This is a genomic window from Idiomarina sp. 017G (assembly GCF_004362265.1).
Taxonomy (GTDB): domain Bacteria; phylum Pseudomonadota; class Gammaproteobacteria; order Enterobacterales; family Alteromonadaceae; genus Idiomarina; species Idiomarina loihiensis.
This window is the reverse complement of record NZ_SNWT01000005.1, coordinates 1-15,364: the sequence shown is the minus strand read 5'-3', so window position 1 is coordinate 15,364 and position 15,364 is coordinate 1. Positions and strand designations below refer to the sequence as shown.

Below are 15,364 nucleotides of genomic sequence, written 5' to 3'. Positions count from 1 at the left end.
ACAACGAAGAAATATGCGCTTCGTTATAGTGTAATCACTCTCAGTGTTGGTAGACTGCTTACGCCAATCAGGGAAAAGTTCGATATTCGCGGTAAGAATCGGAACAGTATTGAAGGAGCAATCTATGCTAATTTTAACTCGCCGTGTAGGTGAAACATTAATGATAGGTGATGATGTTTCGGTCACCGTTCTCGGCGTTAAGGGAAACCAAGTACGTATTGGTGTTAATGCCCCGAAAGACGTTTCCGTTCATCGCGAAGAAATATACATGCGCATTCAGTCTGAGAAAGACGATGAGCAAGACAAAGAATAAGTGATTAGACAAGACCGGCGAAAGCCGGTCTTTTTTTATGTTTTTGAGCATTCTGAAGAAAAATCACGCGAGATGGTCAATTATCCCACACTTAAACCCTAGTTTTTAAAAAAGCGATTGACATTATTGCCAACATCGCTAGAATTCACGCCACAACGATTTGGAGAGGTGGCCGAGTGGCTGAAGGCGCTCCCCTGCTAAGGGAGTATAGGGTTTGTAGCCCTATCGAGGGTTCGAATCCCTCCCTCTCCGCCAGTCGTTTACAGTAACAATTACGCGCTCGTAGCTCAGCTGGATAGAGTACCTGGCTACGAACCAGGCGGTCGGAGGTTCGAATCCTCCCGAGCGCGCCATATTGTTACTAACCTGAATACGCGCTCGTAGCTCAACTGGATAGAGTACCTGGCTACGAACCAGGCGGTTGGAGGTTCGAGTCCTCCCGAGCGCGCCATTCTTCTTTATATCCCCCTTAATTATCTTTTTTGCACATTAATCCCTTTGAATATTTTTTAATCTCATTTAAATCCTGAATACCCACTATTTACTGCTGTATCTCCTTGCGTGACTTGCTACCATGGTATTTAATAATTTTATAACAATACCTTAGCAACCAATCAGGAGTGCTTCGTGTCAGAATTGCTCAGTCAAGCTGCGCAACTCATGCTGGTAGGCATGGGCGCAGTCATCATCTTTCTTTGCTTACTGGTCGTTGCCATGAGCGTTATGAAACGCCTGATCCCAACACCAGAGCCTGTTGCCAGTACTCAGCCTTCAGTCGAAAGTAATAGCTCTGATGCAGCAAGTCCTGCGGTACTGGCTGCAATTTCTGCTGCGGTACACCGTTATCGTCAAGGCAAAAAAGCAGCGAATAACAAGGAGAAATTACAATGAGTAAACCCCTGTTACTAACAGAGTTGGTGCTTCGTGACGCACATCAGTCACTACTCGCAACGCGTATGCGTCTGGACGACATGCTTCCCATTGCTGAAAAGCTCGACAGCATCGGCTACTGGTCAATGGAGTCCTGGGGTGGTGCGACTTTTGATTCTTGTATTCGCTACCTTGGTGAAGATCCCTGGGAACGCATTCGTGAACTGAAAAAGGCTATGCCGAATACTCGTCAGCAAATGCTGCTTCGAGGGCAAAACCTGCTGGGATATAGGCATTACGCCGATGATGTGGTGAAGCGTTTTGTCGAGCGTGCAAAAGAAAATGGTGTTGATGTTTTTCGTATTTTTGATGCGATGAACGATGTTCGAAATTTAAAAACAGCAATAAAAGCGGCAAAAGACGTTGATGGCCATGCGCAGGGCACTCTCGCTTATACTGTCAGCCCGGTCCATACGCTGGATAAATGGGTAGCAATGGCACAGGAATTGGAAGATTTAGGCTGTGACTCGTTATTCATTAAAGATATGGCTGGCTTGTTAAGGCCTAACGACGCCTATGAACTCGTTAGCGCGTTGAAGGAAAAGACGGACTTGCCAATTGCTATGCAGTGTCATGCAACAACGGGCTTAAGTGTGGCAACCTACCAAAAAGCCATTGATGCTGGTATCGATATGCTGGATACCGCCATTTCGTCAATGAGTATGACTTACGGCCATTCGCCAACAGAAACCCTGGTTGCAATGACAGAGAATACCGACCGGGACACAGGCTTGTCATTACCTGACTTAGCTGAAGTAGCCAGCTATTTCCGCGATGTGCGTAAGAAATACGCTAAGTTTGAAGGTTCTCTCAAAGGGGTTGATGCGCGCATTCTTCTGGCTCAGGTACCGGGAGGTATGCTGACCAATATGGAAGGACAGTTAAAAGAGCAGGGTGCGCTGGATAAATTTGATGAAGTTTTAAAAGAGATTCCGAAGGTACGTGAAGATCTTGGATTTATCCCTTTGGTTACGCCAACCTCACAAATTGTAGGAACCCAGGCGGTTCTGAACGTGTTGAGCGGTGAACGTTACGAGAATATCTCTAAAGAAACTGCTGCGGTTCTTAAAGGTGAATATGGAGCAACCGCTGCAGAAGTTAATAAAGACTTGCAGAAGCGCGTTCTGGACGGTGAAGAACCTATTACCTGTCGCCCGGCGGATTTACTGGATAACGAACTGGATGCGCTGACCAAAGAGCTAAAAGATAAAGCGACAGATGAAGATATTCGTTTAGCGGATGATGTTGTTGATGATGTCTTAACTTATGCACTGTTTCCGCAAATTGGGCTTAAATTCCTGAAGAACCGTGATAACCCGGATGCTTTTGAGCCGGCGCCCGGAGAAGAGCCTGAAGAGCAAACGGAATCTAAAGAGCAGGCAGCTCCAAAAGCAACCGGAGATGTTGAGCAATACGAAGTTGAGGTTGAGGGTAAGCGTTATAATGTAAAAGTTGGCCCAGCGGGTCAGCTCGACTCTGTGAAGTCATCATCCTCAGCAGAGTCTTCGCAATCATCACCTGAGCCATCGCAGGACTCATCAGGTGGATCAGGCGAGGGTGAAACCATAAAAGCGCCATTAGCCGGTAATATTTTTAAAGTTGTAGCCAAAGAGGGTGCTGCAATCAAAGCCGGCGACGTCGTCTTAGTAATGGAAGCGATGAAAATGGAAACCGATATTAAAGCGCCAAAAGACGGCACTGTTCAGTCTCTTCATGTAAAAGAAGGTGACGCAGTGACCGTGGGTGATGCTCTGGTGACGGTAGGCTGATATGGAAAAGCTGCAGATTTTATGGGAAACCACCGGCATTGCTGCAATGACATTCGGCCAGTTCAGCATGATTCTGGTGGGGGGATTGTTGTTGTATTTAGCAATCTCAAAGAAATTTGAACCTCTATTACTATTACCTATTGGTTTTGGCGCAATACTGGCAAATATCCCCTTAGGCGGCTTCACTGAGCCAGGCGGGGTTCTTTATTACGTGTATAGCGTTGGTATCGATACCGGTGTGTTCCCTTTGCTTATTTTTATGGGAGTTGGAGCGTTAACCGATTTTGGTCCCTTGCTGGCAAACCCTAAAATGTTGTTTTTGGGTGGGGCGGCTCAGTTCGGTATCTTTGCTACCTTGTTTGGAGCTATTGCTTTGAATGGCATACCGGGCATTGAGTTTTCGATGTCCGATGCGGCAGCTATTTCAATTATAGGCGGCGCTGATGGCCCCACTGCTATTTTCCTGGCGTCGAAGCTGGCACCGGATTTATTGGGAGCTATTGCTGTTGCAGCGTACTCATATATGGCGCTGGTGCCTATTATCCAGCCGCCAATAATGAAACTGCTGACAACTCAGGCCGAGCGTGAGATTAAAATGGAGCAGTTACGGCCGGTAGCTCGTCGTGAGAAGCTTTTCTTCCCGTTAATAGCTATGGGGTTAACGCTGCTGTTTTTGCCTTCAGCAACGCCCCTGGTAGGCATGTTCTGTCTGGGTAACTTAATGCGTGAATCTGGCGTAGTGGAGCGCTTAACGAAAACCACTCAGAACGAGCTGATTAATATAGTGACCATCTTTCTCGGTTTGGCTGTGGGTTCTAAATTGCAGGCGGAGCAATTTCTCAGCTTCCAAACGCTGGGTATTTTGGTATTAGGTGCCGTTGCATTTGCGATAGGAACTGCCAGTGGTATTTTAATGGCGAAATTAATGGGGAAATTCAGCAAAGACCCGATTAACCCGTTAATTGGTGCTGCTGGAGTATCCGCTGTACCTATGGCAGCACGGGTGGTTAATAAGGTTGGTTTACAGGCTAATCAGCAAAACTTCCTGTTAATGCATGCGATGGGACCTAACGTAGCCGGAGTATTAGGCTCAGCAGTTGCAGCGGGGGTTTTACTGGCATTGGTTTAACGCCCGGTCAGAAACATCATCGCCGTGTAAAAAGCGGCGATGACAGCGCTTATAACCGCAATATACACAAAGCCTTTGTAACCTTGTTTGATACTCCAGCCATTAGCGCGTAAATACAGCAACCAAATCAGACTGAGCAGCAGCGGAATAATAAAAAAATAGCGGATCATAGTAATTCCTCAAGACTGATGTTGTTGAATGGCTTCTAAGTCGACAGCCGCCTGATGCGCATAGCGTAAACGTTTTTCCAGTTCAGTGATCTGGTCAGCGACTTTATCGATATTACCCTCTGCCATAAATTGCTCTAAGTCGGCGGCTTTGCTTTGTAACTGAGTAAAGCCAAGATTCGCGGCAGCTCCCTTTAACGAATGAAAATAGCGGCGCGCACTTTCATGCTGCCCCCGGGTAATAAAGTCAGAGACTTTAGTAGCGCTACCCTGGTAGGTTTCATACAGCTGCTCTACTAATTTCAGATAAAGCTCAACATTGTACTGTAAACGTTTTAATGCCGTTTCAAACTCAATGCCCTTCACTTGTGGAATACGAACCGGCGGTTTATTAACCTCATCCTGTTTAGATTCTGGTGGTACTTCTGGTTGTTGGTTATTGGTGTAGTCACCCGGGACAGCCCATTTAATAATGGCTTTAATCAGTTGTTGTTCATCAATTGGTTTAGCAATATGTCCTTGCATACCTGCGGCAAGTGAACGCTCCTCGTCGCCACTCATTGCATTGGCCGTCATTGCCAGAATAGGAAGCTGCTGATAATTGAAGTCGGCGCGGATTGTTTGCGCCGCTTTCAGCCCGTCCATGACCGGCATTTGAATGTCCATTAATACCAGCGAATAATTTTTGTTATGAACGGCTTCTACTGCTAGCTGCCCATTTTCCACTATATCCACTTTAAACTTGTGGCTTGAGAGAATTTCTCTGGCGACTTGCTGGTTAATCTCATTGTCCTCTACCACCAAAATAGGCGCTCGCAAAATACTTTCCGGGATGCCGTCACCACTGTCAGCATCGTCCGCATCGGAGAGCTCTCGCTGAAATAATGTTGAGGTCAGGCTTCTACCTAATGTTGACGCGGTAAAGGGTTTTGAAATGATGTCATTGACGCCTGCTTGTTTCGCCTTTTCTGATAATTCTTCAGCGTAATATCCCGTTGCCAGAGTCATTTTCGGCCGAATGTCTTCTGCATAACGTTCGGTTATCTTCTGGCAAAATTCCAGACCATCCATACCCGGCAAACGCCAGTCAACCAAAACCAGTTGATAAGGATTGTTGTCCTCGACAGACAGCTGAAACACTTGCAAGGCTTGTTCCGCTGTTCGACAAACTTTTACGTCAACCTGATAACTGCGCAGCATTTCATAGAGCATTTCGCGGGTACTTAAGTTGTCATCAATGGCGAGAATTCGAACACCTTTAAGTTTCTGCAAAAGATACTGATGATGACTGTTGTCCTGCTCTGTCTGTAACGGCAGCTCTACTTCGATATAAAATGTAGAGCCCTGACCGGCGGCGCTGGTTACGCCGATATCGCCGCCCATTAATAAAATAAGACGTCGGGAAATGGCTAAGCCAAGGCCGGTACCCCCATACTTACGGGTTGTAGAAGTATCTGCCTGAGTAAAGGCTTTAAAGAGGTTGGCGCGCTGTTCTTCATCCATACCAATACCGGTATCGGTAACCGATATCCGTAATAAAACATTATCCCGGGAACTGTCCAGCAGGTTAACGGCAACATTGATTTCACCGTCTTCGGTAAACTTAATGGCATTACTAATTAGGTTAACCAGCACCTGATTTAAGCGCAGTGGGTCACCAATTAAACGCGTTGGTATATTGGCCGGTAAGTTAATAATAAACTCGAGGTCTTTATCGTAAGCCCGGTACGCAAACATATCCGCCAGTGAGGTCAATACGTCCTGCAAGTCGAAAGGAATGCGCTCGACAGTTAACTTACCCGCGTCAATTTTCGAAAAATCGAGAATGTCATTAATAACGCCTAGTAAAGCTTGCGAAGAGGAGTCGATGACTTTGATGTAGCGTTTTTGTTTTTGCGTAAGTTCGGTTTTCAGGCAAAGGTTTGCCATACCGACGATAGCGTTAATTGGTGTGCGAATTTCATGGCTCATATTCGCCAGAAATTCACCTTTTGACTGATTAGCACGTTCGGCGGTTTCTTTGGCTTTTTCCATTTCTTCAGCGACCGATTTAATACCGGATATATCGTAGTAGCTACCGAGGATGCCGATAATATTGTGGTCGTCATCGTAAAGTGGAACACTGGAATGCTCGACCCATTGACTCTTACCGCTCACTTTTAGTTCGATTTCTGCATTAACGGAAGGTGCCTGCTGACTAAAGGTTTTTCTGTCGCGCTCCAGTAATACGTCATTACTGGCAAGGGAATCGATTTCAGCATCCGTTTTACCGGCCAGAGACTCAGGATCAATACCAAAGTCATTGGCAAAAGCGCGGTTTCCCCCTAAAAGTTTTAACTCAGGATCGCGCCAGTAAACCCGGGTTGGCAGGTCATTAAAAACTTGTTCAAACAGTTGTAACGAGTCTGACGATAAAAAGGGTTGCCGAAAAGGCGCAGTCAGTGCGTTACGTCGGGACCACCACCAAATGACAATGCCAATAATTAAACTGAACAGAATCATCGCGACTAATACAGTGTCACTCCAGGGGGCAGGTAACAGGGCATATAACGCAAGACTGGTTACCTGAAGAATGACAAAAATGAGCTGTAAAAAAGTCCAGAATGAATTCATGGTTGATCCGTAACCGAAAGGTTAGATAAACAGTAGCTAGTCTGCCACGTTGAGCCGTAATCGCCAAGTTATGTGGTCAAATTAAGGGTGACAACCATAGACCTTTTAGCGAATTACCAGTAAGCTTAGCGGCAGAAAACCTTCCGTCTCAGTGAATGGAGTTGTCTTTTGCAAGCAACATTTCAAGCAGTTATCGAAAAGCTTAAGCAATCGGGTAAAACAGCAGTTTGGCAGGGCATTAAGCGTGGTATTGAACGTGAAGCTTTGCGAATAAAAGAAAATGGAACGCTGGCGCCGGGTGACCATCCCCAGGAACTGGGAAAAACCCTGACCCATCCAACCATTACAACCGATTACTCAGAAAACCTACTTGAGTTCATTACTCCGGTTGCCTCCGATATTGACACAACGCTGTCACAACTCCGGGATATTCATCGGGTGGCTTATAACGCCATTAATGACGAGTTGCTGTGGCCTATGAGCATGCCTTGCTATATTGGCTCAGATGACGATATTCGTATCGCTAAATATGGTGACTCGCACTCGGGACGTATGAAAAGCCTTTACCGGCGTGGTCTGACATATCGCTACGGCGCCACTATGCAGGTTATTGCCGGGGTGCATTACAATTTTTCTGTGTCCGATGCGATGTGGGAAGAGTTAGCAGAGATTGAAGGCGTTAGTAATAATCAGAGCTTCCGTACGGAACGCTATTTCGCTCTCATCCGTAACTTCAAGCGCGTTGCCTGGGTTATTCCTTACTTGTTTGGCGCTTCACCCGCTTTGTGTAAATCGTTTTTCAGTCAGACAAAAAACGAAGAGATTCTGCAAAAATGGGATTTTGATACAGTAGGTAAAGGCACGGTATTTTTGCCTTATGGTACGTCGTTGCGAATGAGCGACTTAGGTTATACCAATAAAGAACAGGCAACGCTGAAAATCACGTATAACTCATTGGATGAGTATGTGACAGGCCTGCGTCGCGCAATTACAACTCCTTCTACACAGTTTTCGAAAATCGGTGTAAAAGTGGGCGACGATTATCGTCAGCTTAACGATAATATTCTGCAGATAGAGAATGAATTTTACTCGCCAATTCGTCCTAAACAGACAGCACGCGATGGTGAAACGCCAAGCCAGGCTCTAGAGCGGGGCGGAGTAGAATATGTCGAAATTCGCGCGCTGGACGTGAACCCGTTTAGCGATGTTGGTATCACAGCACAACAAATGCACTTTCTGGACTTAATGCTTCTGCATTGTTTATTACAGCCAAGCGAAGAAATGAGCTGGGAACAGCAGCAGCAAGCCGATAAGAACTTTACTAAAGTGGTTATGCAGGGGCGTGATCCGCGCCTAAGCTTGCAGCAAAACGGCATTGACCGCCTAATGGCTGACTGGCTGGAAGAACTGTTTGCAGATTTCTCTTCAATTGCTAAAGCACTGGATAACAGTTCAGGCAATAAAGTGTATCAGAATCATTTAGCGGATTTGTACGAGTGGGTATTAAATCCGGAAAGTACGTTATCGGGCCAAATTTTACGATTGCTCAAAGAAGAAGACCGCGATAACAGTAATTTGGGTATGCAGTTGGCTAAGCAATACCGTGAGCAATTGAAAAATGAGCCGCTCAGTTACTACAAACAAGATGACTTTGTTAAATGGGCGGCCGAATCAGAGCAAGCGTTTGAAGAACGTTATCAGCAAGACAATAACGTTGACTTTGATACGTTTCTGGCAAATTATTTCAAACAGGCGGAACGCTCTGGCCAGGTAGCTGACTGATAAACATAAAAAAACGCAGCCCAAATTTGGACTGCGTTCAATAAAACGTTCAGGGGATGAACATGAATGCATTTATCAGCTACAACATGTGTTCAATTACTGAGAGTTTAACGAGTGAATAAAGTTCAATGGCGATAAAACTTTTTTTTCCTATTCAACCGAAAGTACTGGTAAGTGCTTTGTTCGTAGCGACGCTCAGTGGTTGTGCAACGCCACCGCCGGCAAACCCTGAAAATGTCTGTCATATTTTTGAAGAACACCGAGACTGGTATCATGCGGCCGCCGATGTGCGTGAACGCTGGGGCGTGCCTATTCATGTGCCAATGGCGATGATGTATCAGGAGAGTTCCTTCAAGCATAATGCTTTGCCGCCCAGAGACTACCTTTTAGGTTTTATTCCATGGGGTCGGGTGAGTTCGGCTTACGGTTACTCGCAGGCGAAAACGATGACCTGGGAAGATTACCAGCGTGAAACGGGTAACGGTTGGGCCAGTCGCGATGACTTTGAAGATGCAATTGATTTTATGGGTTGGTTTATAGCAAAAACCTATAAAATTAATGGGGTATCTAAATGGGATGCTTACGGACAATATCTTAACTATCATGAAGGCTGGGGTGGCTATCAGCGCAAGTCTTATTTAAAGAAACCCTGGCTGGTAAAAGTATCCAGGGTTGTAAAAAGCCGCTCTATGACATACGCCGCGCAATTGAATAAGTGTGAGGAAGATTTAAAGCACGGCTGGCTATGGCGTTTATTTTTCGGTTAGTCATTGGTCTGGTTATCGGGTTTTTGGTAGAGCTCAGGAAACACTCTAATTTGTTTTATCATGGTGTCACCAATTTCAACAAGCTCTACCGGATAACCGCCTAAACGCAGCGACAACCGGGCATCAGGAATATCTCCGAACTGTTCAATAATAAGGCCGCTTAAGGTTTTTGGACCATCAGTCGGAAAATCCCAATTCATTTCTTTGTTCAATTCACGCAAGTTAGCTGAGCCGTCGACTAAAAAGCTGCCGTCAGTTTCCAGTGTGACAGATTCGCTGGGAGCCGGCGCCATAGAAGTCGTGAAGTCACCAACAATTTCTTCCAGAATATCTTCCAGAGTAACGAGTCCCTGAATGTCGCCGTATTCGTCGACAACCAGTCCGATGCGTTCTTTACGACGCTGGAATTTTAGTAGCTGCACATTTAATGGTGTGCCTTCGGGAATAAAATAACTGTCCCGCGCAGCACGCACTAAAATGGACTTATCCGCAGTAAACTGATTTTTACTCATCAGGCGCATGATATCGCGTGCATGCAAAAAGCCGATAGCGTCATCTATTTCATTACGATAAAGCAGTACGCGGGTGTGTTGACCATTTGAGAGTTGCTTAACAATAGACTTCCAGTCGTCACTAATATCGATGCCAACGATTTCATTACGGGGCACCATGACGTCTTCTACCGTAACTTTCTCGAGGTCCAGAATGCTGACCAGCATTTCCTGGTGCGAAGTCGGAATTAAATTCCCTGCTTCATTTACTACTGTACGCAGCTCGTCGGAGCTTAACGCATCAGCCATTTGTGACTGCTTGGGGTTAACTCCCAGCAGGCGCATAAAAGAATTGGTGATGAAGTTCATACCAATAACGATAGGGTACATGACCTTTAGCAAAGGCATTAAAATTAAGGAGCTGGGAAAAGAAATACGCTCCGGATGCAGTGCTGCAATGGTTTTCGGCGTAACTTCAGAAAAAATCAGAATAATTAAGGTTAAACCAAAAGTAGCGATAACAATTCCAGCGTCACCGAACCAGCGCAGACAAAGGATAGTTGCGATAGCCGATGCACCAATGTTGACCAGATTATTGCCAATAAGGATAAGACCAATTAACCGATCGGGACGATCAAGCAGGTACTGGACACGCTTAGCTCCGGGATGATTGTTTTGTACCAGATGGCGCAGACGGTACCGGTTGATAGACATCATGCCAGTTTCGGAGCCAGAGAAGTATGCGGATAAAAATAACAGTACGGCTAAAATCACGAGCAACATGCTCGTTGATATCTCGTCCAACGGTTTATTCCTTAATTATACTGTGAATGTGACAATGTAGAGTTCTCAGCTATGAAGTCAAGTGTCATTCAGGATAAGAGAAAATCTTTCACGAACCGACTGCCAAAATATCCTAAGGTTAATAGGGTGCTGGCAAGTACGGTAATGACCACAATAATGCGGCCACGTAAGCCTGACGTCCGGTGCAAAACCACGGCCAAGAGATAAAGCAGAGCTGCGACGCTGGTTAAAATGGTTTTGTGTGCTTGCTGTTGAGCAAGCATGTCATCGAGGAAAAGAAAGCCCGAGCCCAGAGCGAGAAACAGTACAAAAGTCCCCAGCGCCAGAAGATTAAAGAAGTATTTTTCGACAGTCATTAATGGTGGTAGTTTGCTCAGCAGACTATGACCTTTGCGGTTTTTTAATACACGGTTTAAATAACTGGTTTGTAACGCGTAAAGTGTGGCTAAGGCCAATATTCCATAGGCGACCAGTGACAAGGTAATGTGAAAAACTAACCCATGTCCGATGCTGATGTCAGCACCCCAGTTAACCGGGGTGAACACAAGTAACAGTGTGGTAAGCGCAGAAAACAGATAAATAACCGGCTTCAGGAATAAGTTACTGGCCTGGTTATTTTTCACTACGGTTAAAGCGGCTATCAGAAAAGCCACAATAGCCAGACTGGATGAGATATTAATGTGATCGAAATCATCGTTGGAAAGTTGTATTAAAATGAGCCAGCCATGCGCAGCAACCGCCAAAGCAGCTGGTACAATCTGATAAGCTGGGTGAAGCACTTTGTTTTTTAAGATATTTTGTAGAATAACAAAAGCGCTGGCACTGTAACCCAATAAGCTGATTAGCAACAATAAAGAGAGCATCACGCGCCCGACTTCCCTGATTCCTGTTGTTCGTGCCCTGAGTATACGACGTCAGTCGGTTAAACCCAATACTTACGGGGCGAAACTTTCTTGCAAATCAGATATACTGCCCCCATTACTATTAACGTCAGAAATCGCAATATAAGAGACGATCGACATGTTTGAGAATTTATCGGAACGCTTGTCGCAAACGCTGCATTCTATTGGTGGCCGGGGGCGACTGACCGAAGACAATATTAAAGAAACCTTGCGCGAAGTTCGCATGGCGCTGCTTGAGGCCGATGTTGCCTTGCCTGTGGTAAAAGACTTTATTGCTAAAGTTAAAGAACGGGCAGTGGGTACAGAGGTCAACAAAAGCCTGACGCCAGGTCAGGTTTTTGTCAAAATTGTCCAGTCTGAGCTGGAAGCGGCAATGGGTGAGGCGAATGCACCTCTGCAATTAAATACCCAGCCGCCAGCTGTTATTTTGATGGCAGGTTTGCAGGGTGCGGGTAAAACCACCAGTGTGGGCAAGCTGGCTAAATATTTAACTGAGCGCCAGAAGAAAAAAGTCATGGTGGTTAGTGCCGACGTTTATCGTCCGGCCGCTATTAAACAGCTGGAAACTCTTGCCGAGCAGGTAGGCGTTGAGTTCTTCCCGTCTTCAACTGATCAAAAACCAGTTGATATTGCTAATGCTGCTATTGCCCAGGCACGTAAGCAGTTTATTGATGTGGTATTAGTGGATACCGCCGGTCGTCTCGCTATTGACGAAGACATGATGCAGGAAATTCAGCAACTGCACTCAGCCATCAATCCGGTTGAAACCCTGTTTGTCGTTGACGCGATGACGGGTCAGGACGCGGCAAATACCGCCAAAGCATTCAGCGAGGCTTTGCCTTTAACGGGTGTTATTCTGACGAAGACCGATGGTGATGCTCGTGGTGGTGCGGCTCTGTCTATTCGCCATATTACCGGTAAGCCTATTAAATTCCTGGGTGTTGGTGAGAAAAACGATGCGCTGGAGCCGTTTCATCCTGACCGCGTAGCCTCCAGAATTCTTGGCATGGGCGATATGCTTTCTCTGATTGAGGAAGTCGAACAAAAAGTCGATAAAGAAAAAGCGGAGCGAGTGGCGAAAAAAGTCATGAAAAAAGGCCAGTTCTCACTGGAGGATTTTCGTGATCAGCTCGTACAGATGCGTGAAATGGGCGGCATGATGGGATTAATGACCAAAATGCCGGGCATGGGTAAAATGACAGAACAAATGAAAGGTCAGATGGATGACAAAATGACCTTGCGCATGGAAGCCATTATCAACTCCATGACTCCTAAAGAACGGCTACGACCCGACGTAATAAAGGGCTCGCGTAAGCGCCGTATAGCAACCGGTTCAGGTACTCAGGTGCAGGACGTGAACAAGTTGCTTAAACAGTTTACTCAAATGCAAAAAATGATGAAAAAAATGAAAGGTGGCGGCATGCAGAAAATGATGCGCGGCATGGGCGGAAAGATGCCACCAGGAATGTTCCCCGGACGCTAGGAAAAAGCGCGTCAAGCTTGCATTTGCAGTAAAAATCAGTAGAATTGCCGAGCCTTCCGACTCTGTCGGAGGGCTTTGCTATTTTTTACATTTACAAAACAGTTATATTGAGGAACGCAATGGTAACCATTCGTTTACAACGTGGTGGCGCGAAAAAACGCCCCTTCTACCAAATGGTAGTTGCTGACAGTCGCAATGCTCGCGACGGTCGTTTCATTGAGAAAGTAGGATTTTTTAACCCTGTAGCTCGTGGTCAGGAAGAAAAACTTCGTGTTGATGTTGACCGCATCGAGCATTGGGTAAGCAAAGGCGCTCAGTTATCTGATCGTGTTGCTAAATTAGTTAAAGATGCAAGCGCTGCGGCGTAAGCATTAACAGATTCAGGTAGGTAAATTAATGCAGCAATCAGAGCAAATCGTCGTTGGTCGCATCGGTGCGGTGTATGGCGTAAAAGGCTGGTTGAAAGTGCAGTCATTTACCGATGATCCAGAATCGATATTTGAATACAGCCCTTGGTTACTCAGCCAGAAAACTGAGCGCGAAATGAAAGTTGTCGAGTGGCGTCGCCACAACAACGGACTTATCGCCAGGTTAGAAGGCATATCCGATCGCGATGAGGCTGCGCGCCTTACTGGTGCGGATATTTGCATTACGGCAGATGAGTTACCGGCATTAGCTGACGATGAGTTTTACTGGCGCGACCTTATTGGTATGCGTGTAGTGAACACCAACGGCTATGATATGGGTGTGGTTGAACAAATTATGCCCACCGCATCGAACGATGTGTTGGTCGTAAAAGCAAACAGCAACGATGGGTTCGGAAAATCTGAACGTTTAATTCCTTTTATCCAAAGTGAATATGTCACGGCGGTTGATAAGGAAGCCAAACAGATTCAGGTTGAGTGGCCATCGGACTTTTGATGGGCAAGCCTTTGCAGGTTGGCGTCATCAGTTTGTTTCCTGAAATGTTTTCGGCCGTCACCGATTACGGTGTTACCGGCAGAGCAATAAAGGAAGGTTTGCTGACAGTGAGTGTCTGGAATCCTCGTGATTTCACTCATGATCGCCACAGGACTGTTGATGACAGGCCTTATGGCGGTGGTCCGGGTATGTTGATGATGGTGCAGCCACTTGTGGATGCTATCAACGCAGCAAAACAAAGCCTGGGTGAGGATACTCCTGTTATTTATTTGTCACCGCAAGGGCAAAAACTTGATCACAGCGGAGTGCAACAGCTCTCCGGCAATGATCGAATGATTTTGATTGCTGGCCGTTATGAAGGCATTGATGAACGCGTTATTAAACAATACGTTGATGCAGAATGGTCGATAGGGGATTACGTATTAAGCGGTGGTGAGTTGCCAGCAATGGTACTTATTGACGCGGTTTCACGGTTAATTCCCGGGGTGTTGGGACACCAGGATTCAGCAGCAGAAGATTCTTTTGCTAGCGGGTTACTGGACTGCCCTCACTATACTCGACCAGAAACTTATAATGAACAGCAAGTACCGCCGGTTTTATTAAGCGGTGATCATGAAAAGATACGTCGCTGGCGTTTACAGCAGTCTTTGGGTAAAACCTGGCTGCAACGACCAGAGTTAATTCATAGCCTAGCTCTGACTGACGAGCAGGAAACATTGTTGAACGAGTTTATCGCACAACAATCATCCGGCGAATAAAGTACAGTTTACCTAGGATAGGAGATACGAAAATGGCAAAAGTTAGCCAAAGCATCATTAAGGCTCTTGAAGAAGAGCAGATGAAACAAGATTTACCTGAGTTTGCACCAGGTGACACTGTTGTTGTAAATGTAAAAGTAAAAGAGGGTAACCGCGAACGTCTTCAGGCGTTTGAAGGTGTTGTTATCCGTGTTCGTAACCGCGGTCTGCATTCAGCGTTCACAGTACGTAAAGTATCGAACGGTGAAGGCGTAGAGCGTACTTTCCAAACGCACAGCCCATTAGTTGACAGTATTAAAGTCAAACGTCGTGGTGCGGTTCGTCGCGCGAAACTGTACTACTTGCGTGAGCGTTCTGGTAAGTCTGCACGTATCCGCGAGAAGCTGTCTTAAGCTTTTAGCAAACAAACGAAATAGCAAAGAAAAACCCAGCCTTGTGCTTAATGCCGATCAGTTAAGAAAAATTTTAGCGATCGGTTGACCGATCCGGCAGAGACTTCAAAATCCGTAGTTAGGTTTTCTAACTACGGATTTTT

Annotated in this window: 15 protein-coding genes and 3 tRNA genes; 14 read left to right on the top strand and 4 right to left on the bottom strand. The window is 45.9% G+C overall.

Features of this window, described 5'->3' with window-relative positions:
* Positions 1 to 124: 124 nt before the first annotated feature.
* From csrA to DEU30_RS07900, 7 genes are all read left to right on the top strand, one after another.
* On the top strand, positions 125 to 313 hold the full coding sequence (csrA, locus tag DEU30_RS07930) for a carbon storage regulator CsrA (protein ID WP_011234973.1): 189 nt from the start codon (positions 125 to 127) through the stop codon (positions 311 to 313).
* Positions 314 to 475: 162 nt separating this feature from the next.
* Positions 476 to 568: transfer RNA gene (locus tag DEU30_RS07925), tRNA-Ser, on the top strand.
* A 21-nt stretch (positions 569 to 589) separates the two neighbouring features.
* Positions 590 to 666, top strand: a tRNA-Arg gene (locus tag DEU30_RS07920).
* A 21-nt stretch (positions 667 to 687) separates the two neighbouring features.
* Positions 688 to 764 (top strand) — tRNA-Arg (locus DEU30_RS07915).
* Between the two features lie 176 nt (positions 765 to 940).
* On the top strand, positions 941 to 1,204 hold the full coding sequence (locus tag DEU30_RS07910; protein ID WP_011234972.1) for an oxaloacetate decarboxylase subunit gamma: 264 nt from the start codon (positions 941 to 943) through the stop codon (positions 1,202 to 1,204).
* Positions 1,201 to 3,012, top strand: a complete 1,812-nt coding sequence (gene oadA, locus DEU30_RS07905; RefSeq protein ID WP_011234971.1) for a sodium-extruding oxaloacetate decarboxylase subunit alpha — start codon at positions 1,201 to 1,203, stop codon at positions 3,010 to 3,012. The genes DEU30_RS07910 and oadA overlap by 4 nt, the downstream gene beginning before the upstream one ends.
* Position 3,013: 1 nt before the next feature.
* Entirely contained in the window at positions 3,014 to 4,141 is a 1,128-nt protein-coding gene (locus tag DEU30_RS07900; protein WP_011234970.1) for a sodium ion-translocating decarboxylase subunit beta, read from the top strand.
* Here the strand turns inward: DEU30_RS07900 and DEU30_RS13585 are convergent.
* Positions 4,138 to 4,311, bottom strand: a complete 174-nt coding sequence (locus DEU30_RS13585; RefSeq protein ID WP_011234969.1) for a hypothetical protein — start codon at positions 4,309 to 4,311, stop codon at positions 4,138 to 4,140. The genes DEU30_RS07900 and DEU30_RS13585 overlap by 4 nt on opposite strands.
* Before the next feature lie 9 nt (positions 4,312 to 4,320).
* Positions 4,321 to 6,921 carry a response regulator gene (locus DEU30_RS07895; RefSeq protein ID WP_011234968.1) on the bottom strand — a complete coding sequence of 867 codons (2,601 nt, stop codon included), beginning with the start codon at positions 6,919 to 6,921 and terminating at the stop codon, positions 4,321 to 4,323.
* A gap of 168 nt (positions 6,922 to 7,089) precedes the next feature.
* On the opposite strand from DEU30_RS07895, the gene gshA reads away from it, so the two are divergent.
* Together gshA and DEU30_RS07885 are read left to right on the top strand one after the other, a co-directional pair.
* Positions 7,090 to 8,703 carry a glutamate--cysteine ligase gene (gene gshA / locus DEU30_RS07890; protein WP_011234967.1) on the top strand — a complete coding sequence of 538 codons (1,614 nt, stop codon included), beginning with the start codon at positions 7,090 to 7,092 and terminating at the stop codon, positions 8,701 to 8,703.
* Positions 8,704 to 8,831: 128 nt separating this feature from the next.
* Positions 8,832 to 9,470, top strand: coding sequence for a hypothetical protein (locus DEU30_RS07885; protein ID WP_011234966.1), 639 nt, complete (start codon positions 8,832 to 8,834; stop codon positions 9,468 to 9,470).
* Here DEU30_RS07885 and DEU30_RS07880 read toward each other — a convergent pair.
* Together DEU30_RS07880 and ccsA are read right to left on the bottom strand one after the other, a co-directional pair.
* Complete coding sequence (locus DEU30_RS07880) at positions 9,467 to 10,765, bottom strand: HlyC/CorC family transporter (RefSeq protein ID WP_034821761.1); 1,299 nt, start codon at positions 10,763 to 10,765, stop codon at positions 9,467 to 9,469. The two genes, DEU30_RS07885 and DEU30_RS07880, sit on opposite strands and share 4 nt — an antisense overlap.
* 68 nt (positions 10,766 to 10,833) lie before the next feature.
* Complete coding sequence (gene ccsA, locus DEU30_RS07875) at positions 10,834 to 11,628, bottom strand: cytochrome c biogenesis protein CcsA (protein WP_011234964.1); 795 nt, start codon at positions 11,626 to 11,628, stop codon at positions 10,834 to 10,836.
* 157 nt (positions 11,629 to 11,785) lie between these two features.
* Between ccsA and ffh the strand changes: the two genes are divergently transcribed.
* From ffh to rplS, 5 genes are all read left to right on the top strand, one after another.
* Positions 11,786 to 13,150 carry a signal recognition particle protein gene (gene ffh, locus DEU30_RS07870; RefSeq protein WP_011234963.1) on the top strand — a complete coding sequence of 455 codons (1,365 nt, stop codon included), beginning with the start codon at positions 11,786 to 11,788 and terminating at the stop codon, positions 13,148 to 13,150.
* 119 nt (positions 13,151 to 13,269) lie between these two features.
* Positions 13,270 to 13,518: a 30S ribosomal protein S16 gene (rpsP, locus tag DEU30_RS07865; protein WP_011234962.1), complete on the top strand. Its 249-nt coding sequence runs from the start codon at positions 13,270 to 13,272 to the stop codon at positions 13,516 to 13,518.
* A gap of 28 nt (positions 13,519 to 13,546) precedes the next feature.
* Positions 13,547 to 14,071: a ribosome maturation factor RimM gene (rimM, locus tag DEU30_RS07860; protein ID WP_011234961.1), complete on the top strand. Its 525-nt coding sequence runs from the start codon at positions 13,547 to 13,549 to the stop codon at positions 14,069 to 14,071.
* 11 nt (positions 14,072 to 14,082) lie between these two features.
* Positions 14,083 to 14,829 carry a tRNA (guanosine(37)-N1)-methyltransferase TrmD gene (gene trmD / locus DEU30_RS07855; protein ID WP_034821906.1) on the top strand — a complete coding sequence of 249 codons (747 nt, stop codon included), beginning with the start codon at positions 14,083 to 14,085 and terminating at the stop codon, positions 14,827 to 14,829.
* A 32-nt stretch (positions 14,830 to 14,861) separates the two neighbouring features.
* Positions 14,862 to 15,221 (top strand): 50S ribosomal protein L19, encoded by a 360-nt coding sequence (gene rplS / locus DEU30_RS07850; RefSeq protein ID WP_011234959.1) that lies wholly within the window; start codon positions 14,862 to 14,864, stop codon positions 15,219 to 15,221.
* Positions 15,222 to 15,364 lie beyond the last annotated feature (143 nt).

Bases quoted from the DNA above. Each gene is read 5' to 3' on its own strand.
- DEU30_RS13585 (WP_011234969.1), bottom strand. From the start codon at position 4,311: ATGATCCGCTATTTTTTTATTATTCCGCTGCTGCTCAGTCTGATTTGG.
- DEU30_RS07895 (WP_011234968.1), bottom strand. From the start codon at position 6,921: ATGAATTCATTCTGGACTTTTTTACAGCTCATTTTTGTCATTCTTCAG.
- ffh (WP_011234963.1), top strand. From the start codon at position 11,786: ATGTTTGAGAATTTATCGGAACGCTTGTCGCAAACGCTGCATTCTATT.
- rimM (WP_011234961.1), top strand. From the start codon at position 13,547: ATGCAGCAATCAGAGCAAATCGTCGTTGGTCGCATCGGTGCGGTGTAT.
- DEU30_RS07885 (WP_011234966.1), top strand. From the start codon at position 8,832: ATGGCGATAAAACTTTTTTTTCCTATTCAACCGAAAGTACTGGTAAGT.
- csrA (WP_011234973.1), top strand. From the start codon at position 125: ATGCTAATTTTAACTCGCCGTGTAGGTGAAACATTAATGATAGGTGAT.
- oadA (WP_011234971.1), top strand. From the start codon at position 1,201: ATGAGTAAACCCCTGTTACTAACAGAGTTGGTGCTTCGTGACGCACAT.
- rpsP (WP_011234962.1), top strand. From the start codon at position 13,270: ATGGTAACCATTCGTTTACAACGTGGTGGCGCGAAAAAACGCCCCTTC.
- rplS (WP_011234959.1), top strand. From the start codon at position 14,862: ATGGCAAAAGTTAGCCAAAGCATCATTAAGGCTCTTGAAGAAGAGCAG.
- ccsA (WP_011234964.1), bottom strand. From the start codon at position 11,628: ATGCTCTCTTTATTGTTGCTAATCAGCTTATTGGGTTACAGTGCCAGC.
- DEU30_RS07900 (WP_011234970.1), top strand. From the start codon at position 3,014: ATGGAAAAGCTGCAGATTTTATGGGAAACCACCGGCATTGCTGCAATG.